The 22,360-nt window shown below is 69.4% G+C and carries 22 protein-coding genes; 10 read left to right on the top strand and 12 right to left on the bottom strand.

Going from position 1 to position 22,360, the window contains the following annotated elements; translation table 11 throughout:
• Positions 1 to 14: 14 nt before the first annotated feature.
• From mnmA to C8D87_RS38090, 7 genes are all read right to left on the bottom strand, one after another.
• Entirely contained in the window at positions 15 to 1,097 is a 1,083-nt protein-coding gene (mnmA, locus tag C8D87_RS38120) for a tRNA 2-thiouridine(34) synthase MnmA (protein WP_112230852.1), read from the bottom strand.
• Positions 1,094 to 2,263, bottom strand: coding sequence for a cysteine desulfurase family protein (locus C8D87_RS38115; RefSeq protein WP_112230850.1), 1,170 nt, complete (start codon positions 2,261 to 2,263; stop codon positions 1,094 to 1,096). Before C8D87_RS38115 ends, mnmA begins: the two co-directional genes overlap by 4 nt.
• The gene (locus C8D87_RS38110; RefSeq protein WP_112230848.1) at positions 2,263 to 3,606 is read right to left on the bottom strand and encodes an MFS transporter; all 1,344 of its coding nucleotides are present in this window, start codon (positions 3,604 to 3,606) and stop codon (positions 2,263 to 2,265) included. Before C8D87_RS38110 ends, C8D87_RS38115 begins: the two co-directional genes overlap by 1 nt.
• The gene (locus C8D87_RS38105) at positions 3,563 to 4,435 is read right to left on the bottom strand and encodes a lysophospholipid acyltransferase family protein (protein ID WP_112230846.1); all 873 of its coding nucleotides are present in this window, start codon (positions 4,433 to 4,435) and stop codon (positions 3,563 to 3,565) included. The genes C8D87_RS38110 and C8D87_RS38105 overlap by 44 nt, the downstream gene beginning before the upstream one ends.
• Positions 4,432 to 5,205, bottom strand: a complete 774-nt coding sequence (locus tag C8D87_RS38100; RefSeq protein WP_109634392.1) for a GNAT family N-acetyltransferase — start codon at positions 5,203 to 5,205, stop codon at positions 4,432 to 4,434. The genes C8D87_RS38105 and C8D87_RS38100 overlap by 4 nt, the downstream gene beginning before the upstream one ends.
• Positions 5,206 to 5,350: 145 nt before the next feature.
• Positions 5,351 to 6,304, bottom strand: coding sequence for an electron transfer flavoprotein subunit alpha/FixB family protein (locus tag C8D87_RS38095; protein WP_112230844.1), 954 nt, complete (start codon positions 6,302 to 6,304; stop codon positions 5,351 to 5,353).
• A gap of 22 nt (positions 6,305 to 6,326) precedes the next feature.
• The gene (locus C8D87_RS38090; protein ID WP_109634397.1) at positions 6,327 to 7,109 is read right to left on the bottom strand and encodes an electron transfer flavoprotein subunit beta/FixA family protein; all 783 of its coding nucleotides are present in this window, start codon (positions 7,107 to 7,109) and stop codon (positions 6,327 to 6,329) included.
• Between the two features lie 215 nt (positions 7,110 to 7,324).
• On the opposite strand from C8D87_RS38090, the gene C8D87_RS38085 reads away from it, so the two are divergent.
• The gene (locus C8D87_RS38085) at positions 7,325 to 8,167 is read left to right on the top strand and encodes a DegV family protein (RefSeq protein ID WP_109634400.1); all 843 of its coding nucleotides are present in this window, start codon (positions 7,325 to 7,327) and stop codon (positions 8,165 to 8,167) included.
• Positions 8,168 to 8,231: 64 nt separating this feature from the next.
• Positions 8,232 to 8,381 carry a hypothetical protein gene (locus C8D87_RS46475; RefSeq protein ID WP_170154831.1) on the top strand — a complete coding sequence of 50 codons (150 nt, stop codon included), beginning with the start codon at positions 8,232 to 8,234 and terminating at the stop codon, positions 8,379 to 8,381.
• On the opposite strand, the gene C8D87_RS38080 is transcribed toward C8D87_RS46475, so the two are convergent.
• The 4 genes from C8D87_RS38080 to C8D87_RS38065 all read right to left on the bottom strand — a co-directional run bounded on the left by C8D87_RS38080 (position 8,378) and on the right by C8D87_RS38065 (position 11,627).
• On the bottom strand, positions 8,378 to 9,184 hold the full coding sequence (locus C8D87_RS38080; RefSeq protein ID WP_112230842.1) for an isocitrate lyase/PEP mutase family protein: 807 nt from the start codon (positions 9,182 to 9,184) through the stop codon (positions 8,378 to 8,380). The two genes, C8D87_RS46475 and C8D87_RS38080, sit on opposite strands and share 4 nt — an antisense overlap.
• 77 nt (positions 9,185 to 9,261) lie before the next feature.
• Positions 9,262 to 10,092 (bottom strand): hypothetical protein, encoded by an 831-nt coding sequence (locus C8D87_RS47245; RefSeq protein WP_215732601.1) that lies wholly within the window; start codon positions 10,090 to 10,092, stop codon positions 9,262 to 9,264.
• A gap of 33 nt (positions 10,093 to 10,125) precedes the next feature.
• Entirely contained in the window at positions 10,126 to 10,680 is a 555-nt protein-coding gene (locus C8D87_RS38070; RefSeq protein ID WP_109634405.1) for an OmpA family protein, read from the bottom strand.
• Positions 10,677 to 11,627 carry a coiled-coil domain-containing protein gene (locus C8D87_RS38065; RefSeq protein ID WP_146771999.1) on the bottom strand — a complete coding sequence of 317 codons (951 nt, stop codon included), beginning with the start codon at positions 11,625 to 11,627 and terminating at the stop codon, positions 10,677 to 10,679. The genes C8D87_RS38070 and C8D87_RS38065 overlap by 4 nt, the downstream gene beginning before the upstream one ends.
• Positions 11,628 to 11,942: 315 nt before the next feature.
• Here C8D87_RS38065 and C8D87_RS38060 point away from each other — a divergent pair, with 315 nt between their 5' ends.
• Genes C8D87_RS38060 through C8D87_RS38040 form a run of 5 tightly spaced genes read left to right on the top strand, consistent with a single transcriptional unit; the run spans position 11,943 to position 17,060 of the window.
• The gene (locus C8D87_RS38060) at positions 11,943 to 12,785 is read left to right on the top strand and encodes a DegV family protein (protein ID WP_112230838.1); all 843 of its coding nucleotides are present in this window, start codon (positions 11,943 to 11,945) and stop codon (positions 12,783 to 12,785) included.
• 21 nt (positions 12,786 to 12,806) lie between these two features.
• Complete coding sequence (locus C8D87_RS38055) at positions 12,807 to 13,544, top strand: class I SAM-dependent methyltransferase (protein WP_170154869.1); 738 nt, start codon at positions 12,807 to 12,809, stop codon at positions 13,542 to 13,544.
• Complete coding sequence (locus C8D87_RS38050) at positions 13,541 to 15,004, top strand: 1,4-alpha-glucan branching protein domain-containing protein (protein WP_112230836.1); 1,464 nt, start codon at positions 13,541 to 13,543, stop codon at positions 15,002 to 15,004. Before C8D87_RS38055 ends, C8D87_RS38050 begins: the two co-directional genes overlap by 4 nt.
• 4 nt (positions 15,005 to 15,008) lie before the next feature.
• Positions 15,009 to 16,256, top strand: a complete 1,248-nt coding sequence (locus C8D87_RS38045; RefSeq protein WP_112230834.1) for a glycosyltransferase family 4 protein — start codon at positions 15,009 to 15,011, stop codon at positions 16,254 to 16,256.
• A gap of 48 nt (positions 16,257 to 16,304) precedes the next feature.
• Positions 16,305 to 17,060 carry an SGNH/GDSL hydrolase family protein gene (locus tag C8D87_RS38040; protein WP_112230832.1) on the top strand — a complete coding sequence of 252 codons (756 nt, stop codon included), beginning with the start codon at positions 16,305 to 16,307 and terminating at the stop codon, positions 17,058 to 17,060.
• On the opposite strand, the gene C8D87_RS38035 is transcribed toward C8D87_RS38040, so the two are convergent.
• Entirely contained in the window at positions 17,029 to 17,784 is a 756-nt protein-coding gene (locus C8D87_RS38035; RefSeq protein ID WP_109634419.1) for an acyltransferase, read from the bottom strand. The two genes, C8D87_RS38040 and C8D87_RS38035, sit on opposite strands and share 32 nt — an antisense overlap.
• Positions 17,785 to 17,865: 81 nt before the next feature.
• Here C8D87_RS38035 and C8D87_RS46470 point away from each other — a divergent pair, with 81 nt between their 5' ends.
• The 3 genes from C8D87_RS46470 to C8D87_RS38025 all read left to right on the top strand — a co-directional run bounded on the left by C8D87_RS46470 (position 17,866) and on the right by C8D87_RS38025 (position 22,288).
• Positions 17,866 to 18,024: a hypothetical protein gene (locus C8D87_RS46470; RefSeq protein ID WP_170166732.1), complete on the top strand. Its 159-nt coding sequence runs from the start codon at positions 17,866 to 17,868 to the stop codon at positions 18,022 to 18,024.
• A 111-nt stretch (positions 18,025 to 18,135) separates the two neighbouring features.
• The gene (locus tag C8D87_RS38030) at positions 18,136 to 18,972 is read left to right on the top strand and encodes a nucleoside hydrolase (RefSeq protein ID WP_112230830.1); all 837 of its coding nucleotides are present in this window, start codon (positions 18,136 to 18,138) and stop codon (positions 18,970 to 18,972) included.
• A gap of 58 nt (positions 18,973 to 19,030) precedes the next feature.
• Positions 19,031 to 22,288 (top strand): GH92 family glycosyl hydrolase, encoded by a 3,258-nt coding sequence (locus C8D87_RS38025; protein WP_112230828.1) that lies wholly within the window; start codon positions 19,031 to 19,033, stop codon positions 22,286 to 22,288.
• Positions 22,289 to 22,360: the final 72 nt, after the last annotated feature.

Below are 22,360 nucleotides of genomic sequence, written 5' to 3'. Positions count from 1 at the left end.
GAGCGACAACCGGATCAGCTGGTCGCGTCGATCGTCGCGCTGGCCAGCACCACGTCGCCCGCCGCGTCCTCGCGGTAGATCGCCACGGCCTGCCCCGGCGCCACACCCTTGAGCGGCTCCCGCAGCTGCACCCTCAGCATCCCGTCGACCAGCTCGGCGACCGCCGGCGCCGTACCGCCGTGCGCCCGCACCTGGGCGACGCACTCGACCGGCCCGTCCAGCTCCACGTGCGCGATCGGGTTCGACGCGGCGATCCCGGTCACCGCGAGCTTCTCGACCGAGCCCACGCGGACGTTGCCGGACACCGGCTCCAGCGCCAGGACGTAGCGAGGACGGCCGTCTGGCGCGGGGCCGTCGATTCCCAGGCCCTTGCGCTGGCCCACGGTGAACTCGTGCACGCCCGCGTGCCGGCCGAGCACCGCGCCCGTCTCGTCGTCGATCAGCAGGCCCGGCTTGGTCTCCATGCGGCCGGCGAGGAACTTCTGCGTGTCGCCGTCCGGGATGAAGCAGATGTCGTTGCTGTCCGGCTTCTTCGCGACCGAGAGACCGCGCGCCGCGGCCTCCTCGCGAACGAGCTCCTTCGTGGTGTCCCCCAACGGGAACATCGCGTGCACGAGCTGGTCCGCGGTCAGCGACGCCAGGACGTAGGACTGGTCCTTGCCCAGGTCGGCGGAGCGACGCAGCTCTGGCCGGCCGTCCACGACGGCGAGCCGTGCGTAGTGGCCGGTGCAGACGGCGTCGAAGCCCAGCGCGATCGCCTTGTCCAGCAACGCCTCGAACTTGATCCGCTCGTTGCAGCGCAGGCACGGGTTCGGCGTGCGGCCCGCCGCGTACTCCGCGACGAAGTCCTCCACGACCTCCTCGGTGAAGCGCTCGGCGAAGTCCCAGACGTAGAACGGGATGCCCATCAGGTCGGCCGCGCGGCGGGCGTCGTGGGCGTCTTCGATCGTGCAGCAGCCGCGGGCGCCCGTGCGCAGCGTGCCGGGCTTGGCCGACAACGCCAGGTGCACGCCCGTCACGTCGTGTCCCGCTTCGACGGCGCGTGCCGCCGCCACCGCGGAGTCGACACCACCGCTCATCGCCGCGAGGACCTTCACTGCTTGACCACCTTCCGGGAACGCCTCATGCCTGCCAAACCTGCCGTACGCGCGCGCTCGACCACCGGGCCGATGACCGACGCGAGCTTTTCAACGTCCGCGCGCGTCGACGTATGCCCGAGCGAGAACCGCAACGAACCGCGCGCCAGGGACGGCTCCACACCCATCGCCAGCAGCACGTGCGAAGGCTGCGCCACACCCGCCGTGCACGCGGAACCCGTCGAGCACTCGACACCGCGCGCGTCCAGCAGCATCAGCAGACTGTCGCCCTCGCAGCCGGGGAACGTCAGGTGCGCGTTGCCGGGCAGCCGGTCGTCCGGGTCGCCGTTGACGATCACGTCCGGCACCACCGCGCGCACCGACGAGATCAACTCCTCGCGCAGTGCGGTGAGCTCACGCGCGCGCTGCTCCTGCTCGTCCACCGCGATCCGCACGGCCCGCGCGAGGCCGACGATCGACGGCACGTCCAGCGTGCCGGACCGCACGTCCCGCTCCTGGCCGCCGCCGTGCAGCAACGGCGCGCACTTCACGTCGCGCGCCAGCAGCAGCACGCCGACGCCGTACGGGCCGCCGACCTTGTGGCCGGTCATGGTCAGCGCGGAGGCGCCGGAAGCAGCGAAGTCGACCGGGACAGCGCCCACGGCCTGCACCGCGTCCGTGTGGAACGGCACACCACGCTCAGCACAGACGCGAGCGATGTCGTGCACCGAATTGATGGTGCCGACCTCGTTGTTCGCCCACATCGTCGTGACGAGCGCTACGTCGTCGTCCAGGGCCCCGGCGACCGACTCCGCGGACACCCGGCCGAAGCGGTCCGTCGGCAGCCAGGTGACCTCGGCGCCCTGCCGCTCCAGCCACTCGACGGCGTCCAGCACCGCGTGGTGCTCGACGGCCGAGGCCAGGACACGACGCTTGCCGCTCGCCCAGTAGATGCCCTTGACCGCGAGGTTGTCGCTCTCCGTGCCGCCACCGGTGAACAGCACCTCGGACGGCCGGGCGCCCAGGGCGTCGGCGATGGTCTCGCGGGCCTCTTCGATCGCACGCCGCGCCCGCCTGCCGGAGGTGTGCAGCGACGAGGCGTTGCCCGTGGTGGACAACGCCTCGGTCATGGCCGCGACCGCCTCGGGGTGCATCGGGGTCGTGGCAGCGTGGTCGAGATAAGCCATCAGGGCTCAAGGGTAGCCCGCATGCGGGGCCCGGTCAGAATCGCTCCCACCACGGCCAACGCCGCCATCGACAGGTTCAGCACCACCACGCCCGCGGTCGGCGCGGTCGCCACCACCAGCACACCGCCGATGCCGATCATGGTCGCCGCGAAGAGCATGTCCGAGATCTGCAGTGCGGCGGAGTTGAAACCGCGGTCCTCCTCGGGAGACGCCGCCATCATCAGCACGCCGACGCTGGAGGTCGCCATGCCCATGCCCGCGCCCGCGAGGGCCCACAGGACCGGCGTCAGCCAGGCAGGGCCCCACGACGGTGCGATGAGCGTCACGGCCGCCATGCCCGTCGCGGTGAACAGGAAGCCGACCCGCACCAGCGTGTAGCGCTGGATCTCCGGGTGCCGCGACGCCCACATCGACGCGCTGGCCCAGCCGAGCGCGCTCAGCGTCAGCGGGATGCCCGCCTCCAGGGGCGAGTAGCCGTGCACGACGGTCAGCGTGAGCGGGATGAAGCCCTCGACCGCGAAGAACGTGCCGGCCAGCAGGCCGCGCGCGAGGATCGTGACGGGCAGACCGCGCCGGGCGAGCAGGGTGCCCTTCGGCAGCAGGATGCGCAGTGCGGGCGCCAGCAGCAGCAACGCCACCGCGAGCAGCCACCACGTGCGGTGCTGCAACGCCCAGCTCAGGCTCGCCACACCGACACCGACCGCCACCGCGGCGAGCGGCAGGTACTTGCGCTGCGGCGGCGCCGCGTCGTGCGGAGGCAGGCCCTTGAGCACCGGAACGAGCAGCACGCTGCCGATCAACACGAGCGGGATGATCGCGAGGAAGACCAGCCGCCAGCTCAGGTGCTCGGTCGCCCAGCCCGCCACCGCCGGACCCACCAGTGACGGCACCACCCAGGCCGCAGACAGCGCGCCGAACACCGCGGGCCGGTCGCTCTCGGGATAAGCGAGCGCGATCAGCACGTAGATCGCGACGATCAGGAAGCCCACGCCGAAGCCCTGCAGCACGCGCCCGACGAGCAGCACGGTCATGGTCTCGGCGACGCCCGCGACGACGAGTCCGGCCAGGAAGAGGCTGACGCCGATCAGCACCGAGGGCTTCGGTCCGCGCCGGTCGGAGAGCCGCCCGGAGAAGACCGTCGCGATGACGCTCGCCGCGAGGTTCGCCAGGAACGGCCACGCGTACAGCGCTTCGCCCTCGAGTTCGCGGACCATGGTGGGCATCGCCGTGCCGACGCCCATCACCTCGAAGGCGACGAGCGTGACCAGCAGGAGGATGCCCGTCGTGGGCCAGCGGCGGTCAGGCGACCAGAGGCGAGACGGTGCGGGCGCGGTGAGAGTCACCCGTTGATGGTGCTATCTCCAGTTCGGTCGAGGTCAAGCGGTTTGCTTGTTCCTCGGCAAGTTTCGCGAGCTCCCTGCGGTTCGCCGCGCGGCCGGGAGCGATCTCGTCGAGCACGTGGACCTCGACGACCAGGCCTTTCATCCTGAGCACGCGCCGGATGGAGTCGATCAGCGTGTCGCTGCCCACGAACGCCGGCTGCGTCGTCAGGTGATCGCCGATCCGGTAGCGCAGCACGATCGGCCGCACCGGCACACCGGCGTCGAGCGCGGCCTGGAACAGCGCGGGCTTGTAGCGCCCGGACGCGAGCCCGCACCACGTCGTGCCCTCGGCGTGGATGCCGACGGCGCTGCCGTTGCGCAGGGTGGTCGCCAGCTCCTCGACCGCCTTGGGCAGCTCGCGGAGCTTCTCGCGGTCCAGGTAGACGGTGCCCGCCGCCGTGATGAGCCTGCCGAGGACCGGCCAGCTCTTGAGGTCCTTCTTGGCCACGATCCGGATCGGCTGCACCGAGTCGATCGCGAGCTCGTCCAGCCAGGACACGTGGTTGCTCGCCACGAGCACGCCGCGTTCCGGCATGGCTTGGAACTTCCTGGCGCCGTGGACCTGGAGCTTGACGCCGAACGCGCGCAGGACGGCGTGGAACCACAGGCGAATCGCGCTCTCCCGCTGCTTGCGCGGCAGCAGGAGCGCGATCGCGATCGCCGCGCCGCACAGGATCGCGGTGACAGCGGTGAAAGCACGCCAGGCCTGTCTGATCGGGCTGACGTGGTGCGCAGACGTGCTGACGCAGCCGTCACCGCAGGGCGACGTGGGCATCCAGGCGTGACTCATGCCGTCTCCCCCAGGAAGAACTTGAGGTAGCGCTGGTCCACGTGGTCCATGCCGAGCAGGATGAAGAGGTCCGCGACCCCGAAGTCGGCGTCGAGCGCGGGCCGGCCGCAGACCCACGCACCGAGGCGCAGATAGCCCTTCAGCAGCGGCGGCAGCGCGGTCTTGCCAGGCCGCGCGATCCGGTCGACGTCCCACGGGTTGTGCGGCGTGACGCGGTACTGCTCTGGCGCGTAGTGCTTGGCGTGCACGGTGTCCCACACCCCGGCGGCAAAGCTGCCGCCGTCCTGCAGCGGGATGGACGCGCACCCGACGAGCCACTTGTGCCCGCTCAGCAGCATGTACCGCGCGATGCCCGCCCACACGAGGCTGACGACGGCGCCGTTGCGGTGATCGGGGTGCACGCAGGAGCGCCCGGTCTCGACCGTGGTGTGCCGGATGTCCTTCAGGTTGGCGAGGTCGAACTCGCCGTCGCTGTAGAGCCGGCCGGCTTCCTTCGCGCGCTCGGGCGGCAGCATGCGGTAACCGCCGACGATCTCGCCGGTGCGGTCGTCGCGGACGACGAGGTGGTCGCAGTGCTCATCGAACTCGTCGACGTCGTGACCGGGCACGCTGGTGTGCAGCGTCGCCCCCATCTCGCCGGCGAACACCTCGTGGCGCAGTCTCTGCGCGGCGACGACCTCGGCGCTGTCGCGGGCGACGAGGAGGGAGTAGCGAGGAGCGTTCCCGTCCTGCTGGACAGGGGTGCTGACAAGCAGTTCCGGCTGCGTCATGCGAACCAGGGTGAAGCCGTGTCGGCGAATGACAGCAGGTCGGAACGATGACCGGTCAGTGGCAGTCGGGTTAACCACCGGTGGTCCCGTTAACGCGAACGGGCCGCCCCGTGAATGAACGGGACGGCCCATCGAGCGGCAGTGCTCAGCCCTTGCGCTTCTTGACCTCTTCTGTCAGCTGCGGCGCGACGTTGAACAGGTCGCCCACGACACCGAAGTCGGCGATCTCGAAGATCGGGGCCTCGGGGTCCTTGTTGACCGCGACGATCGTCTTCGAGGTCTGCATGCCCGCACGGTGCTGGATGGCACCGGAGATGCCCAGCGCCACGTACAGCTGCGGCGAGACCGTCTTACCGGTCTGGCCGACCTGGAACTGGTGCGGGTAGTAGCCGGAGTCGACCGCGGCGCGCGAGGCACCGACGGCGGCACCGAGCGAGTCGGCCAGCTCCTCGACGACGGAGAACTTCTCCGCCGAGCCGACGCCACGGCCACCGGAGACGACGACCGAGGCCTCGGTGAGCTCCGGGCGGTCGCCACCGACGACGGCCTCGCGCGAGGTCACGCGGGCGGCCTTCGCGGTGTCCACGGAGATGGAGACCGACTCGTCCAGCACGGCGTCCGCGGCCGACTCCTCGGCCTCGACGCCGCCGGGGCGGACGCTGATGATCGGGGTGCCCTTGCTGACCTTCGCCTTGACGACGAACGCGCCACCGAAGATGGACTGCACACCGGTGCCGTCGGCCTCGACGTCCACGACGTCGACCAGCCAGCCGGAGTCGATGCGCACGGCGAGACGGCCAGCGACCTCCTTGCCCTCGACGGTCGCGGAGACGAGCACCGCGGACGCGTTCGGGGCGAGGGCGGCCAGGGCGTCGACCTTCGGCGTCACCAGGAAGCTGACGGCGTCGTCGGACTCGACGGCGTAGACCTTCGCGGCGCCGTAGCGGCCGAGCGACTCGCGGATCTTCGACGCGGTGCCGGGCGCGCCCACGACCACGGCGGCCGGCGTGCCGAGACGACGCGCGGCCGTCAGCAGCTCGTAGCTGACCTTCTTGACCTCGCCGTCGACGTGGTCGACCAGGACCAGGACTTCAGACATTCTTCTTCCCTCCCAATCCTTCTCAGATGAGCTTCTGGCCGACGAGGAACTCGGCGATCTTCGCGCCGCCGTCGCCACCGTCCTCGACGCGCTGACCCGCGCTGCGCGGCGGCTTCGGGGCCGCCTCAAGCACCTGGGTCCACGCACCGGACAGGCCGACCTCGGACGCGTCGACGCCCAGGTCCGCCACGGTGACCGTGGAGACGGGCTTCTTCTTCGCGGCCATGATGCCCTTGAAGGACGGGTAACGCGGCTCGTTGATCTTCTCGGTCACGCTGACGACGGCCGGGAGCGACGCCTCGAGGAACGCGACGCCCTCGTCGGTCTCGCGCTCGCCCTTGATCGTCGTGCCCTCGACGGTGACCTTGCGCAGCTGGGTGACCTGCGGCAGGCCGAGCAGCTCGGCGACCATGGCCGGGACAGCGCCCGCGCGGCCGTCGGTCGCCTCGTTGCCGGCGATGACCAGGTCGACGTTCTCGACCGTGCCGATCGCCTTCGCGAGGACCTTCGCCGTGGCCAGCGAATCCGAGCCGTGCAGCGCCTCGTCGCTCACATGGATCGCCTTGTCGGCACCCATGGACAGCGCCTTGCGGATGGCGTCGGTGGCGCGGTCGGGGCCCATCGCGATGACGGTGACCTCACCGCCGTGCGCTTCCTGCAGCTGCAGCGCCTCTTCGACGGCGCGCTCGTTGATCTCGTCGAGCACGGCATCCGCGGATTCGCGGTCAAGGGTGTGGTCGGCGTCGGTGAGCTTGCGCTCGGACCAGGTGTCAGGCACCTGCTTGACCAGGACAACAATGTTCATAGGTCCTCTTCGACCTCCTGCGGACGGGCGGCGACGCTTACGCAGAGGACTGTAGGACTGCGCCGCCGGGTGTTCACGACCCTGCCATCACCCGGATGTTACCCGCCAGTAGCACCCCTGCAAACGGCAGCAAGCACCCCGCAAGCGTGACGGTTATCACCCGTTAACGCCACCTTTTGAGACCTAACCCATTCGGGCGACTAAACTGCGCGGACATGTACCGGCGAGTAGCAGTTGTGACCGATTCCACGGCCTGCCTCCCGGCGCAGATGACTGATCAACTCGGGATCGAGGTCGTCCAGATCCAGGTGCGGATCGGCGACCACACCGATGACGAGTCCCGCATCCCGGTCCCCGAGCTGGTTTCGGCCATGCGTTCGAACGTGCCGGTGGCCACGATCCCGCCCGACCCCGGTGCGTTCTTCTGGACGTACAACGAACTGGCCGCGCAGGGCGTGCGCTCGATCGTGTCCGTGCACGTGTCGAGCCGCCAGTCCGCGACCGTCGAGGCCGCCCGCACCGCGGCCGCCCAGGTGCGCGTGCCCGTGCACGTCGTCGACACCCACACCTGCGGGATGAGCATCGGCTACGCCGTCCAGGCCGCCGCGAAGATCGCGGAAGCGGGTGGCAGCGCGGAGAGAGTGCTCACGACCGCCCAGCGCCGGTTCGACAGGTCCACCGAGCTGATCTACGTGGACACGCTCGAGTACCTGCGCCGCGGCGGCCGCATCGGTGCCGCCGCCGCACTGGTCGGCTCCGCGCTGTCGATGAAGCCGCTGCTGACCATGGCCGACGGCCAGATCACGCCGCTGGACCGCGTGATGGGCGCCGACCGCGCGCTCAACCGGATGCTGGACATCGCGATCAAGCGCGCGGGCACCGAGACCGTGGACGTGGCGGTCGAGCACTTCGACGCCGAGGAGAAGGCCTCCCGGCTGCTGCGCAAGCTCCGTCGCGGCGTGCCCAACGTCCGCCAGTTCATGTTGACGCAGGTCAGCTCGGCGATCGGCGCCCACGTGGGCCCCGGTGCGCTGGGCATCACAGTTTCGCCGGTCTGATCATCGGGAACTCGGAGTGCTGTTCCGTCCGTTGAACTGGACGTAACGGACCCCGGGAGGACCGATGGCCTCGTTCATGGACAAGATCACCAGGTTCCTGCGCAGTCCGCAGGGCCAGCGACTGAAGACCAAGGCACGCCAGGTGGCCAACGACCCGCGCAAGCGCGCGCAGGCCGAACAGCTGCTGCGCAAGTTCCGCGGCAAGAAGCACTAGTTGCCGAAGAGAGCGTTCAGCTCGCCGTATTCGATGCCACCTTCAGCACTGCTGTAGGTGCCCTTCGTCAGCACTTCCAGCGCCACCTTCCTGGCCGCCGCATAGGCGATCTCCGGAAGCGCGGTGCCGACGCTGATCCTGGCCGCGCCCGCGCCCGCCAGTTCACCCACCGCGGGCGCACCAGGGCCGGCCAGCACGTTGAGCGGCGCGTCGATGCCGTTCGCCAGCTCCCGCACGATGCCCAGGTCGGTCACACCGGGCACGAAGATGCCGCTCGCCCCCGCCTCGAGGTACGTCCTGGCGCGGTCGAGGGTGACCTGCAGGCGGTCCGCCGGGTCGCCGACCCCGCGCAGGTACACGTCGATCCTGGCGTTGATGTAGAGCTCCGGGGCCGCTTCCCTGGCCGCCGCAAGACGTTCCTTCTGCTCCTGCGCGTCACGCACGGAGCCTCCGTGCCCGTCTTCGATGTTGACGCCGGACGCGCCCGCCTCGCTGACGGCCCGCACGGTCTCGCCGACCTCGTCCGCGTTCTTGCCGAAGCCGGACTCGATGTCCGCGGTCACCGGAACCCTGACCGCCTTCGCGATCCTCGCGACGAGGTCGATCGCGAGGTCGCGGCTCAGCGCGTCGCCGTCCGGGGCGCCGAGACTCCACGCCACACCGGCGCTCGTGGTGGCGACGGCCTTGGCGCCGGCGGCTTCGACGATGAGGGCGGAGGCGACGTCCCAGGCGTTGGGAAGGGTGAGCGGGCCCGGCTGGTGAAGGGCGTGGAAGAGCTGCGTGCGGTCGGTGCTGGAAGTCATGATCGAAGTGATATCAGCGGACACCGATACATGTCCGGCGAGTTTCGGACATGAACCGATGATTTTCGGACGCCGGGCTAGTTGCTGCCCGCATTGCGACGCACCTCTTCGAACGTCGGGAGGTAGCGCTGCCGGAAGTCTTCGCGCTCCACCCACGTCATGTGTTCCATTGGCTGGGGTGCGGCGGGTGGTGGCAACGTGGCTTCGACGATCGCTTCCGGCGCGGGTTCCGGCTCGGGCTCCTCGACAGCCTCAGAACTGTCGGTGCTCGCCGCTACGATCGATTCGGGGGCTTCGATTTCCCCCAAGGGGGGCGCGAAGTCCCCATCCCGATCGTATCCGTCAGCACCGACAATCTCGGGCTCCTCGACGGGCTCCTCGACAACCTCAGGCTCTGCCTGGGCGACCGGCTCCGGTTCCACAACCGGCTCTCGCTCCGTGACCGGCCCTCGCTCCGTGACCGGCTCCAGTTCCGCGACAGGCTCCGGCTCTTCAGCCGCGACGGGTTCCGCAGCCGACACGGGTTCCGCAACCAGCGCAGGCTCCGCGGCTAGCGCGGCCTCCGCAACAGGCTCAGCCTCCGCGACAGGCTCAGCCTCCGCGACGGGCTCAGCCTCCGCGACAGGCTCGGCCTCCGCCACCGGCACGGCCAGCACCGCCAGCGCAGGCTCCAGCTGCGGCAACCCCACCACCGGGTTGCGGTGGATCGGCCGCGAGTCGTAGTCGTAGTCGACCGGCTCGACGGCGGGCTTCTCCACCCGCACCCGATCAGCCGGCTCGTCAGCAGCAGCGGAGGCCGGGGAAGCACCGGCGTCCTCGCGGCGTCTCAGCACCACGTACATGAGGGCCGCCCCTAACGTGAAGGACAGCACGCACAACCCGAAGACGATCCCGACGGCCCCTGCCATGCGAACGGCTCCTACCTAGACGACGAGGACGTCCTATGCGACGAGGACGTCGACCTGAGGTCCGCCGTCAGAGGGCGGCCCCCAGACGGGATCCACGATCACCCGAGTGGTGATGACGCTGTCGACTCCCTGCTCGGCCAGGTACTGCCGCACCAGGCCGGCCCGCTCCATGGCGAGCACGTCGCAGCGGTGCGACGCCGTCTCGCCGTTCCAGGCGTGCGCCACCAGCGTCACGGAGCCGGTGACGTTGCGCAGCACGCTGGCCAGGCTCCTGCGCACGTCCTCGCCGCGGCCCACCAGCGACGCGGTGCCCGGCGCGAACGTGATGCCCTTGACGGCGTGCGACGAGAACAGCTCGCGCACGTGCTGCTGCGCGACGGCCGCGGGCACCACCAGCGGAGCGGGCGGCTGCATCCGCAACGGCGCGATGAAGTCCTCGACCGGCACCGGGCCGGCGAGAACGGCGGGTGCGGCGGGCGACGACGACAGCGCCGTCTCCAGTTCGTCTCCGTACACGGAGAAGCCGAACGCCGTCACCGACGCGGGCACCATCAGCGCCCCGACGGCCAGCGGCACCCAGCGCTTCACGACGCGGCCACCTGTTCCGGGATATGCACCGGTGCAACGCGGTCGGCGGCGACGGACAGGGCCGCACGTGCCGCGGCGAGTTGCGTGTGGACGGTGCGCCTCAGCTCGTGCAGCTCGTCGGTCCGTTGCGCGACCTCGGCCAGGCGGCGGCTGGCCTCGCGGCAGGCCACCTTCACCACGAACTCCGCCCGCGCCTTGGCGAGTGCCTCCTGCTCCTGCAGGTGCTGTGCGGCCTCGTTGCGGCGCCGGGTCATGGTGAGCTCGAAGAACTGCTGGGCCTTCTCCCGCTTGCGCTCGGAGTCGGCCTCCAGGGCGTTGCACTGGAGAGCGGTCTCACGCAGCAGCCGGTCGGCGTCGGACTGGGCGAGAGCCATCGCGGCGGCGCACTCGCGCTCCACCTCGTCCGCGCGCTGACGGTGCTGCGCCTCGAGGTCGGAGCAGCGGCGTTCCATCTCCAGCTCGCGCCGCTCCATCGCCGCGGCGCGGTTGGCGCAGTCCTGACGGGTCGCGTAGAGCTCGGACTCGGCCTCCGAGCGCATTGCCGCCGCCTCGCGTTCGGCGTCGGCTCGCAACGCGGCGACCTCGACGTCGGTCCGCGCACGGAGATCGGCGCACTCGCGTTCGGCCTGCAGGTGCATCTCCGCTGCCTCGTCCTCGGCGAGGCGGAGCATGCGGTGCATCCGTTCGGTGGCGCCCGCGTGCGTGCCGGAGGTGGATTCCAGGCGCTCGATGCGGGCGCGCGCCTCCTCCAGGTCCCGGCGCGTCATTTCCAGCAGCTTGCGCAAATCGGCGGCCTGTGCCAGCGCCTCCGCCCGGTCGAGGCTCGTGAAGCGCAGCTGCTCCTCGAGATTCTCGATGTGCTCGATGACCTGACGTCGATGAAAACCTCGGTACACAACGTCGAAAGCGGCGTGCAGCGGAACTAGTTCCTGCTCTTTTGCACCCATGGTCACCTACTCACTCAACCAGGCCGAAGATTGTGCGAGCTTACCCAGCTCGGGTACCGCCAACCAGCGTCGACAGTGGACAGAGCGCGCACATGTAACGCGTGGAATATCCTTGGCTTCCAGCGCAAACGAGACGCGTGTAGATCAACTCCAAACAACGCGCAGTCACCCGATTGTGTCAAGTCGGACGCCTTTCCGAGGGGTTCACTCCTCGCGTTCGCCGTGCACGAAAAGTAACCACCCGGGGGTAGATCACACGAATTGCCATCGTTCGTCAGTGGCTACTGCGATCACGCTTCGTTAACCTCCTCGTTCGTGTCCTCACGAGTAGCCGTCGTCACCGACTCGACCGCGTCACTTCCCGCCCGTCTGGCGGAACGGTTCAACATCATCACGGTCCCGATGCAGCTGAAGATCGGGTCGGAGCTGATCGACGAGGCATACGTGCCGACCGACAGGCTGTTGCAGGCGATGGACGCCCAGATCCCGATCACGACCCAGCCGCCCGCGCCGGACGCGTTCTTCTGGGCGTACCAGGACGCGTGGGCCAGGGGCGCGGAGACGATCGTGTCGGTGCACGTCACGCCGAAGCTCTCGCCGGCGACGGACGCCGCGAAGGCAGCGGCGGCCAAGTCGCGCGTGCCGGTGTTCATCGTGGACTCGCACTCGTCGGGCATGACGCTCGGGTTCGCCGCCCTCGCGGCCGCGCGGATCGTCCAGACCGGAGGCAACGTCCAGCACGCGCGCAGCGTCGCCGAGCAGCGCGGCCGCGACGCCAGCGTGCTGATCTACGTCAACACGCTGCACTACCTGCGGCAGGCCGGCCGGGTGAGCGCCGCCGCGAAGCTCTTCGGCGACGCGCTCTCGGTCAAGCCGCTGCTCACCGTCGTCAACGGCGAGGTGGAGCCGTTCGACAAGGTCGTCGGCAGGGAACGCGCGCTCGGCAAGCTCGTCGACAAGGCGGTGGCGCTCGCGTATGGACGGAACGTGGACCTCGCGGTCGAGCACTTCGCGGCCGAAAAGGAGGGACACGAGCTGCTGCAGATGCTGCAAAGACGGATTCCGCACGCACGCGACGTCGTCCTGACGCAGGTCAGTGCTGCGATCGGCGCAAATGTGGGTCCCGGAGCCCTGGCCGTTACCGTCTCGCCGTTCTGATCATCACTACTGGCAAGTAACCTGACGGGCGTGACCCTCCCCCTGACCGGCGAACGCACGGTGCCCGGCATCGCCGAGGAGAACTACTGGTTCCGACGGCACGAGGCCGCGTACCTGCACCTCATCGGACACTGCGCGGACGCGGTCGTGCTGGAGGCCGGCTGCGGCGAGGGCTACGGCGCCCAGCTGATCCGCACGGTCGCGCGGCGGGTGATCGCGCTCGACTACGACGAGCTGACGTCGCACCACGTCGCCCGCGCGTACCCGCAGCTGAACGTGCTGCGCGGGAACCTCGCGACGCTGCCGTTGCGCGACGGCGGCGTCGACGTCGTGGCGAACCTGCAGGTCATCGAACACCTGTGGGACCAGGAGGGTTTCCTCGCGGAGTGCCGGCGGGTGCTGCGTCCCGGCGGGACGCTCATCGTGACGACGCCGAACAGGCTGACGTTCTCACCCGGCCAGGACACGCCGCTGAACCCGTTCCACACCAGGGAGCTCGCACCGTCCGAACTGGACGAGATGTTGCGCGAGGCTGGTTTCCGCGTTGACGAACTGACAGGGCTGCGTCACGGGAAGAGGCTTGACTCCCTCCTGGATGGACGGATCATCGACGCACAGGTCGAGGTCGCCCTGTCCGGTGCGCCGTGGCCGGCCGAGCTGAAGGAGGCTGTCGAGTCCGTGACGGTGGACGACTTCGACATCACCTCCGAGGACATGGACACGTGCCTCGACCTCGTGGCCGTGGCGGTGCGCGCGTGACCCGGGAAGGCACTGAAGGAACGTTCTGCCTGGTCCTGCACAGCCATCTGCCCTGGCTCGCGCATCACGGCACGTGGCCGGTCGGCGAGGAGTGGCTCTACCAGGCGTGGGCGCACTCGTACCTGCCCGTCGTGGACATGCTGCGGCGGTTCGCCGACGAGGGCCGGTCCGACGTCCTGACGCTCGGTGTCACGCCGATCCTGGCCGCGCAGCTCGACGACCCGTACTGCTTGCGGGGAGCGCACGACTGGCTCGGCAACTGGCACCTGCGTTCGCACTACGCCGGTGAAAGGCTGCGCGAGCTGTCCGCGTACGAGCACCGGGCATCCTCTTGGGCACTGGACCAGTTCGAATCGCATTGGCGGCACGGGTTTTCGCCCCTGCTGCGGTCCCTTGTGGACTCTTCGACGATCGAACTGCTCGGCGGGCCGGCGACGCATCCCTTTCAGCCGTTGCTGGACCCTCGGGTGCGGGCTTTCGCGCTGCGGACCGGTTTGGACGACACCGCGCTGCGGATCGGCAAGGCCCCGGAAGGGATCTGGGCGCCCGAATGCGGCTACTCGCCCGGCATGGAGGCGGGGTACGCGGCGGCGGGCGTGCGGCGGTTCATGGTGGACGGACCGGCGCTGCACGGCGACACCTCGTCGGCGCACCCCGTCGGATCGTCGGACGTGCTGGCGTTCGGGCGTGATCTCGAAGTCTCGTACCGCGTCTGGTCGCCGAAGGTCGGCTATCCGGGCGATGCCGCGTACCGGGATTTTCACACCTTCGACCACCCGACGGGCCTGAAGCCGTCGCGGGTGACGGGCAAGAACGTGGCGCCGGAGGACAAGCGGCCGTACGACCCTTTGCTGGCACGGGAAGCGATCGGCCGCCACGTCGAGGACTTCGTGGACACCGTCGTGCGACGGCTGCGGGCGATCGACGGCGGGCTGGTCGTGGCGGCCTACGACACCGAGCTCTACGGACACTGGTGGCACGAAGGTCCGTTGTGGCTGGAGGCCGTGCTGCGCGCACTGCCGGAAGCCGGCGTGCGCGTGACGACCTTGCGCGGAGCCGTTGAGGCCGGGCATGTTGGTGCGCCGGTGGAACTGCCCGCCTCGTCGTGGGGCAGCGGCAAGGACTGGCGGGTGTGGGACGGCGCCCAGGTGTCGGACATCGTGTCGTTGAACTCGTCGGTGCAACAGGAGCTGCTGGGCCTGGACTTCTCGTCCGACGTGCGGGATCCGGTGCTGGACCAGGCGGTGCGCGAGGCGCTGCTGGCGCTGTCGAGCGACTGGGCCTTCATGGTCACGAAGGACTCGGCCGCCGACTACGCCCGCTACCGCGCGAAGATTCACAGCGACCGCTTCAGCGAGCTCGCGACGTTGGCGCGAAGCGGTCGTGGACGTGCGAGGGCGGCGGAGCTCCGCGCGGCGGACGGCCCGTTCGGGCATCTGGACGCGCGAGGAATGGGGTAACGGGATGCGCGTGCTGATGTTGTCGTGGGAGTACCCGCCGGTGGTCGTCGGCGGGCTGGGCAGGCACGTCCACGCGCTCGCGACACAGCTGGCCGCGCAGGGGCATGACGTCGTGGTGCTGTGCCGGCAACCTTCCGGCACCGACGCCGTGACGCACCCGACCGTCGACGTGGTGAGCGAGGGCGTGCGGCTGATCCGCGTCGCCGAGGACCCCGCGCATCTCGTGTTCGAGAAGGACCTCGTGGCGTGGACGCTGGCCATGGGGCACGCGATGACGCGCGCGGGACTGTCACTGGGCCCGTGGCGCCCGGACGTGGTGCACGCGCACGACTGGCTGGTCACGCACCCGGCGGTGGCTCTGGCGGAGGCCTTCGGCGTGCCGCTGGTGGCGACGATCCACGCGACCGAGGCGGGCCGCCACTCCGGCTGGCTGTCGCACCCGTTGAACCAGCAGGTGCACTCGGTGGAGTGGTGGCTGGCGAACCGCGCGGACTCGCTGATCACCTGCTCCTCGGCCATGCGGCGCGAGGTCGCGCATCTGTTCGATGTGGACGCTGACACGGTTTCCGTGCTGCACAACGGCATCGAGCCGGGCGGCTGGAAGGTGCGGGCGAAGGACGTCGGCGCCGCTCGGCGTGCCTACTCCCCGCACGGTGACCCGTTGCTGCTGTTCTTCGGCCGCATCGAGTGGGAGAAGGGCATCCAGGACCTGATCGCGGCGCTCCCCCGGATCCGCCGTGCGTTCCGCGGCACCCGTGTCGTGGTCGCCGGCGGCGGATCGCAGACCGAGTGGTTGCGGGAGCAGGCGCGCAAGCACCGCGTGCTGCGTGCGGTGGAGTTCGTCGGACATCTCTCCGACAGGTCTTTGGCGGCGTTGCTCACAGCGGCAAACGCGGTCGTGCTGCCCTCCCGCTACGAGCCGTTCGGGATCGTGGCGCTGGAAGCCGCGGCGGCAGGAACGCCACTGGTGGCTTCCACCGCGGGCGGCCTCGGCGAGGTGGTTCTGGACGGCGTGACGGGCCTGTCGTTCGCCCCTGGTGACGTGGACGGACTCGCCCGTTCCGTGCGCGCGGTGCTGTCCGATCCCGCTGCCGCTGCCGCGCGTGCCCGTGCTGCGAAAGAGCGTCTGGCCACGGACTTCAACTGGGCCACGATCGCCGCGGACACAGCCGCGGTTTATGCGTCTGCCGCAGTGCGCGAACCGCGTGTCCTGGGGCGCCCCAAGATCGCCACGGGCAACCTGTTCACTTGATCTTGGTACAGTCGCCGGTCCCGTTGACAAGAGGTGACCGAGGACTGAATGAAATACCAACGCTTCGTGGCGCTCGGGGACAGCTGCACCGAGGGCCTGGACGATCTGCTTCCCGACGGCCGGTACCGGGGCTGGGCGGACCGCGTCGCGTCCGTGCTGGACGCGCCTGGCTTCCGCTACGCCAACCTGGCCGTGCGCGGCCGTCGCCTCGACCAGATGCTGGTCGAGCAGGTCCCGTCCGCTGAGGTGTTGGAGCCCGACCTCGTTGCTTTGTTCGGTGGCGGCAACGACGTGATGTCCGGAGCGTCGTGCGGCCAGATCGCGCGCCGGGCGGACGCGATGGTGCGCGCCGTGACGTCCTTCGCGCCGACCGTCGCCGTCTTCACGTTGAGCGATATCTCGCAGCGCATGCCCTTCGCTTGGCGCATGCGGCCGCGCATCGAGGCGTTGAACGACGCCGTGCGTGTGGCCGCGGTGCGTTACGGCGCGATCCTGGTCGACGTTGCGGACGACGAGTGCGTGCGGGACTCACGCTACTTCGGCCCGGACCGTCTGCACCTGTCGTCGTTGGGGCACAGGCGTTTGGCCGGTCACCTGCTGTCGGCGCTGGAGATCCCGTTCGACTCGTCGTGGATGGCACCGCTGGACGGCGTGGCCGCACCGGCGTCCCTGTTCGACCACCTGCGGTGGCTGCGCGACCAGGTGCTGCCCGTCGCCTGCTCGCGCTCACGCAACAAGCTGATCGGCCGCCAGCCGGGCGACGGCTTCCGCGCTAAGCGTCCGCAGCTTCTTCCGCTCGCTTAGCCAGCGCCTCCTTGGCCTTGCGGGCCATGTCCGCGATGTCCGCCCTGCGCTGAGCATCAGCCTCGTAGTCGGCGCGCCGATCCCGCACCACCCGTGCCGGCGCCCCGACCGCGATCTTGTAGTCCGCCACGTCCCCGCGCACCACCGCGTGCGCCCCCAGCACACACCCGCGACCGACACGGGTCCCGCGCAGCACGGTCACCTTGGCCCCGAGCCAGCAGTCCGGCCCGATCCGCACCGGCGACTTCACGATGCCCTGGTCCTTGATCGGCAGGGTGATGTCCTCGGTCTTGTGGTCGAAGTCGCAGATGTAGACCCAGTCCGCGACCAGCGACGACGCGCCGATCTCGATGTCGAGGTAGCAGTTGACCGTGTTGTCCTTGCCGAACACGACCTTGTCGCCGATGCGCAGCGAGCCCTCGTGGCACCGGATGGCGTTTCCGTCGCCGATGTGCACCCAGCGCCCGATCTCCAGGCGGCCGTAACCGGGGCGGGCCATGACGTCGACGCGCTTGCCGAAGAAGACCATGCCGCGCAGCACCACGTGCGGGTTGAGCAGGCGGAACTTCAGCAGCCGCCAGTACCGCACGAGGTACCAGGGGGTGTAGGCGCGGTGGCGCAGGACCCAGCGCAGGGACGCGAGAGTGAGGAAGCGTGCCTGCTGCGGGTCCCGGCGCGACCTGCGCCATCTGGTCCACACCGGTGCGCCCCACATGCTCGTCATGGACGGAGACTCTAACTTCGGGCGGCCGGTGACCGGGAAACGGTTCCAAGGTGTCGTGACCACGGCGAACAGAGGTGCGGCATGTGGGCGGTCATCGGCGTCTGGAAGCTCAACCTGGAAATGCACGACGAATGGCGGGCGCAGGTGCCGTTGATGGCGTCGAGCAAGGTCTGGCTGCCGGGGTTCGTGCACGGGACGCGGACGCAGGACGGCCACGCGATCCAGGTGTACGACAACTAGGCCGATGCGCGTCGCTACCACGCGGACATGCTGGAGAAGGGCTACCTCGAACGGCCGGGCCTGAGGAATGTCGTGTCGAGGTGGGAGCCGAGTCTCAGGCACCCTGGAGGCATGGCGATCCCTCTGATCATCGACACCGACCCCGGCGTGGACGACGCGTTCGCGATCGCGCTCGCCGCCCGCAGCGCCGAGGTGGACCTCGTCGGTCTCACCACGGTGTTCGGCAACGTCGCGCTCGACCTCACCACCCGCAACGCCCTGCGGCTGCTCGCCTACCTCGAGCGGACGGACGTGCCCGTGGTCAGGGGCGCGGAAGGGCCCAGCGGGGCGGCGGACGTGCACGGCGAGGACGGGCTCGGCGGGCAGGCGCACACGTTGCCCGAGAGCGACCGGGAGATCTTCGGTGACGATGTCGTCGGCTTCTTCCGCGAACGGCTGACGCCGGAGACGGTGGTGGTCGCGATCGGGCCGCAGACCAACATCGCCAAGGCTCTCGACGCCGGGATCGAGTTCCCCCGGCTGATCGTCATGGGTGGCGGCCTCGGGCTCGGCAACACGACCGAGCGCGCCGAGTTCAACTTCTGGGCCGACCCCGCCGCGGCGCGCACGGTGATCCGCAAGGGCAACCCGGTCGTCGTGCCGCTCAACCTCACGCACCGGTGCATCGCCGACACCGAGTTCCTGGCCAACGTCGACCAGACGCTGAGCAACCTCACGGGCACCTACCGGACGTACCTGGCCAACCGGTCGGAGAACCAGGGGATCTACGTCCACGACGCCGTGGCGGTGGCCGAGGCGATCGTCCCCGGCACGCTCAAGACCAAGACGCACCTGCTCGACATCGACGACGACGGCGCCCTCGTCGAGGGAAATCACCAGGTGGAGGTCGCGGAGGACACCGATTGGCCCGCGCTGCGGGCCTTCATGGAGCAGCGCTTGTCCGTTTGACGACAACTTCGTGTCGCTCTCTGGGGTTGCGCGGGCACGGTAAGTAGGGTCCGCGACCATGCAGCGAAGAGTCCTCACGACAGCTGCGGTGGCGGTGGCCATGACGTTCGGAGTGGTCCCTGCCTCCGCTCAGCCCCAGATTCAGGTGGTGCCGGATCCCGCGGCTCACGTGAACCCGTTCATCGGCACGACCAACCTCGGGAACACGTTCCCCGGCGCGGTCGTGCCGTTCGGCATGTTCTCGTTCAGTCCGGAGGCCAGCCGCGGCAACACCCTGCGCGCCGCGGCGCCCGGCGGTTACCGCTACGACGCCACGAAGATCCGCGGCTTCAGCCTCACCCACATGTCCGGCACGGGGTGCGCGGGCGGCAGTGGCGACATCCCGATCTTCCCGCACGTCGGGACGGTCACCACGTCGCCGACCACGGACGCGACGGACGCGGTCTACGCGAGCGAGTTCGCGCACGCGGACGAGGTGGCCAAGCCCGGACGTTACGACGTGACGCTCAAGTCCGGCGCCAAGGCCGAGCTGTCCGCGACCGAACGCACCGGTGCGGCCCGCTTCAGCTTCCCGGCCGGCAAGCCGGCGACGGTGCTGATCAACACGTCCAAGTCGCAGGTGGGCTCGTCCGACGCCCAGACCGTGATCGACAGGGACAAGCGCACGATCACCGGTTCGGTCACCGCGGGCAACTTCTGCGGCTACATCAACCAGGTCGGCCGCCGCAGCTACTACACGCTGCACTTCGTGGCGGAGTTCGACCAGGACTTCACCGAGGTCGGCACGTATCAAGACAACGTTGTCACGCCCAATTCGACGTCCTCGAAGGGCGGCACGACGTACGGGACGAACGGCTGGCCGGTGCTGGGCAAGGGGTCCGGCGCCTACCTCGGGTTCGCGCCCGGCTCGCAGGTCAACGTCAAGGTCGGCATCTCCTACGTCAGCCTGGACAACGCGAAGCAGAACCTGGTCGCCGAGAACAAGGGCCAGTCCATCGAGGACATGAGGGACAACGCGTACATCGCGTGGCAGAAGCAGCTCAAGCGCATCGAGGTCGGCGGCGGCTCCGATGACGAGCGGACCAAGTTCTACACCGCGTTGTACCACTCTTTGTTGCACCCCAACCTGTTCAGCGACGTCAACGGCGAGTACGCGGGGTTCGACGGCAAGACGCACAAGATCAACCGTTCGAAGCAGAAGGCCCAGTACGGCACGTTCTCCGGCTGGGACGTCTACCGCTCGCAGCTGCAGCTGGTGACGCTGCTGGAACCGCAGATCGGCTCGGACATCGCGCAGTCGCTGCTCAACCAGGCCGAGCAGAACAACGGCGTCTGGGACCGCTGGTCGCACAACAACGGCGGCACGCACGTCATGAACGGTGACCCGTCGCCCATCGCACTGGCCGCGATCTCCGCGTTCGGCGGCGACAGGTACGACATCAGGTCGTCGCTTCGGAGCTTGGTCAAGGCCGCGACCGTGCCGACCGCGCTCGACCTGAGCAAGGACGGCTGGGCCGTGATGTCGGTCGGGCAACGGCCGTCGCTCGACAAGTACCTGAAGCACAAGTACATGCCGTCCGTGTCGAACGCGTGGGGCGGCGCGGCGGAGACCCTGGAGATCTCCGCGGCGGACTTCGCGATCAGCCAGCTCGCGGAGCGCACAGGTGACAGGAAGACTGCCAGGACGTTCGCCGAGCGCGCGCAGTGGTGGCAGAACAACTTCGACCCGGTCGCGCACAGCACCGGCGGCTACATCCGCAACCGCAACGCCGACGGCACGTGGGTCAAGGACTTCACACCGGACACCGGCAACGGTTTCGTCGAGGGCAGCAGCGCCCAGTACACCTGGATGGTCACGCACAACGTCGCCGGGCTCGTGGAGTCGCTGGGCGGCCGCGAACGCGCGAACAAGCGTCTCGACGACTTCTTCCACAACGCCGACGGCAGCTGGGCCCTGACGGGTCAGGGCGGTGCGAAGTCCGAACTGGACAACGAGCCGTCGGTGAACGTCCCGTGGCTCTACAACTACACCGGCCGGCCCGCCAAGACGCAGGAAACGCTGCGGGAGACCATCAACACGCTGTGGAAGAACGCCCCCGGCGGCATCCCCGGCAACGACGACCTCGGCGCGATGTCGTCGTGGTTCGTGTTCACCGCGATGGGCATGTACCCGCAGGTGCCGTCGCGCGCCGAGCTGGTGCTGAGCAGCCCGCTGTTCACGTCGGTGAAGATCAACCGCGGTGGCGGCAAGGACATCACCATCACCGCGCCCCAGGCCAACACCACCACGAAGTACGTGCAGTCGCTGAAGGTCAACGGCCGCACTTCGACGAAGACCTGGCTGCCCGAGTCGTTCGTGGAGCGCGGCGGCAAGCTGGACTTCGTGCTCGGCAAGTCGCCTTCCTCGTGGGGCACGGGCGCTTCCGACGCGCCGCCGTCGTTCCGCGAGGGCGAGCAGCCGATCAGGCACGACCAGCCGTACCACCTCACCGTCGAGCCGCGCCAGCTGGTGGTCGAGCCGGGCAAGTCGATCACGGCGAAGGTCAACGCGGTGAAGCTGTACGACGGCGACCCGAAGGCGACCTACACGATCACCGGCCCGGAGGCGCTGACCTTCACGCCGACGACCGGCGCGGTGCCGGGTGACTTCACGATCGCGGCAGCGGCCGGAACCGCGCAGGGCTTCTACGACTTCACCGTGACGGTGAACGTCGAGGGCGCCGCGAAGCCCGTCGTGCTGCCGCAGACGGTGAAGGTCGCGCCGGCGGGCAGCATGCTCGCCGCCGTGAACAACGTGGGCGCGTCCGACGACGCCGACGGCGAGGGCGACTTCGACGGCGGCGGCTACAGCTACTCGCGCCAGGCCCTCGCTGTTGCGGGCCTCACGCCGGGCGGCACGGGCACCGTCGATGGCCTGTCCTTCACCTGGCCGTCGTCGCCTCCTGGCCGCCCGGACAACGCGACCGCGGCGAAGCAGACGCTTGCGCTGTCCGGCACCCGCCTCGCTTTCCTGGGTTCGGCCACGAACGGAGCCCGGACTCGTCCCGCCGTGGTGACGTTCACGGACGGCACCACGGCGTCCGTGGAGATCGGCTTCAGCGACTGGACCCTGGGCGGCGGCGGCCAGACGCCGAGCTACGGCAACGTGGTCGTCGCGACCACGCCGTACCGCAACCAGCTCGGCGGCGGCAACGAGAAGGTCGCCACGCACATCTTCGCGACGAAGACGTACGTGGCTCCGGAAGGCAAGACGCTGGCGAGCATCGTGCTGCCAGAAGATGTGAACCTGCACATTTTCGCCGTGGCACTGGGCTAGTTCGTCGAACGCCGGGTGGTTTCTGGCGCAGTGGCGTCAGAAACCACCCACGACCTATGGTGTGAGAAGCCC

The sequence above is a fragment of the Lentzea atacamensis genome, from assembly GCF_003269295.1.
Classification (GTDB): Bacteria; Actinomycetota; Actinomycetes; order Mycobacteriales; family Pseudonocardiaceae; genus Lentzea; species Lentzea atacamensis.
This window is presented reverse-complemented; position numbering and strand designations above follow the sequence as displayed.

What these genes read in the sequence shown, in the direction of transcription:
- C8D87_RS38115 (WP_112230850.1), bottom strand. Translation starts at nt 2,263, where the DNA reads ATGGCTTATCTCGACCACGCTGCCACGACCCCGATGCACCCCGAGGCG.
- C8D87_RS38105 (WP_112230846.1), bottom strand. Translation starts at nt 4,435, where the DNA reads ATGAGTCACGCCTGGATGCCCACGTCGCCCTGCGGTGACGGCTGCGTC.
- C8D87_RS38100 (WP_109634392.1), bottom strand. Translation starts at nt 5,205, where the DNA reads ATGACGCAGCCGGAACTGCTTGTCAGCACCCCTGTCCAGCAGGACGGG.
- C8D87_RS38095 (WP_112230844.1), bottom strand. Translation starts at nt 6,304, where the DNA reads ATGTCTGAAGTCCTGGTCCTGGTCGACCACGTCGACGGCGAGGTCAAG.
- C8D87_RS38090 (WP_109634397.1), bottom strand. Translation starts at nt 7,109, where the DNA reads ATGAACATTGTTGTCCTGGTCAAGCAGGTGCCTGACACCTGGTCCGAG.
- C8D87_RS38085 (WP_109634400.1), top strand. Translation starts at nt 7,325, where the DNA reads ATGTACCGGCGAGTAGCAGTTGTGACCGATTCCACGGCCTGCCTCCCG.
- C8D87_RS46475 (WP_170154831.1), top strand. Translation starts at nt 8,232, where the DNA reads ATGGCCTCGTTCATGGACAAGATCACCAGGTTCCTGCGCAGTCCGCAG.
- C8D87_RS38080 (WP_112230842.1), bottom strand. Translation starts at nt 9,184, where the DNA reads ATGACTTCCAGCACCGACCGCACGCAGCTCTTCCACGCCCTTCACCAG.
- C8D87_RS47245 (WP_215732601.1), bottom strand. Translation starts at nt 10,092, where the DNA reads ATGGCAGGGGCCGTCGGGATCGTCTTCGGGTTGTGCGTGCTGTCCTTC.
- C8D87_RS38065 (WP_146771999.1), bottom strand. Translation starts at nt 11,627, where the DNA reads ATGGGTGCAAAAGAGCAGGAACTAGTTCCGCTGCACGCCGCTTTCGAC.
- C8D87_RS38045 (WP_112230834.1), top strand. Translation starts at nt 15,009, where the DNA reads ATGCGCGTGCTGATGTTGTCGTGGGAGTACCCGCCGGTGGTCGTCGGC.
- C8D87_RS38040 (WP_112230832.1), top strand. Translation starts at nt 16,305, where the DNA reads ATGAAATACCAACGCTTCGTGGCGCTCGGGGACAGCTGCACCGAGGGC.
- C8D87_RS38035 (WP_109634419.1), bottom strand. Translation starts at nt 17,784, where the DNA reads ATGACGAGCATGTGGGGCGCACCGGTGTGGACCAGATGGCGCAGGTCG.
- C8D87_RS46470 (WP_170166732.1), top strand. Translation starts at nt 17,866, where the DNA reads ATGTGGGCGGTCATCGGCGTCTGGAAGCTCAACCTGGAAATGCACGAC.
- C8D87_RS38030 (WP_112230830.1), top strand. Translation starts at nt 18,136, where the DNA reads ATGGCGATCCCTCTGATCATCGACACCGACCCCGGCGTGGACGACGCG.
- C8D87_RS38025 (WP_112230828.1), top strand. Translation starts at nt 19,031, where the DNA reads ATGCAGCGAAGAGTCCTCACGACAGCTGCGGTGGCGGTGGCCATGACG.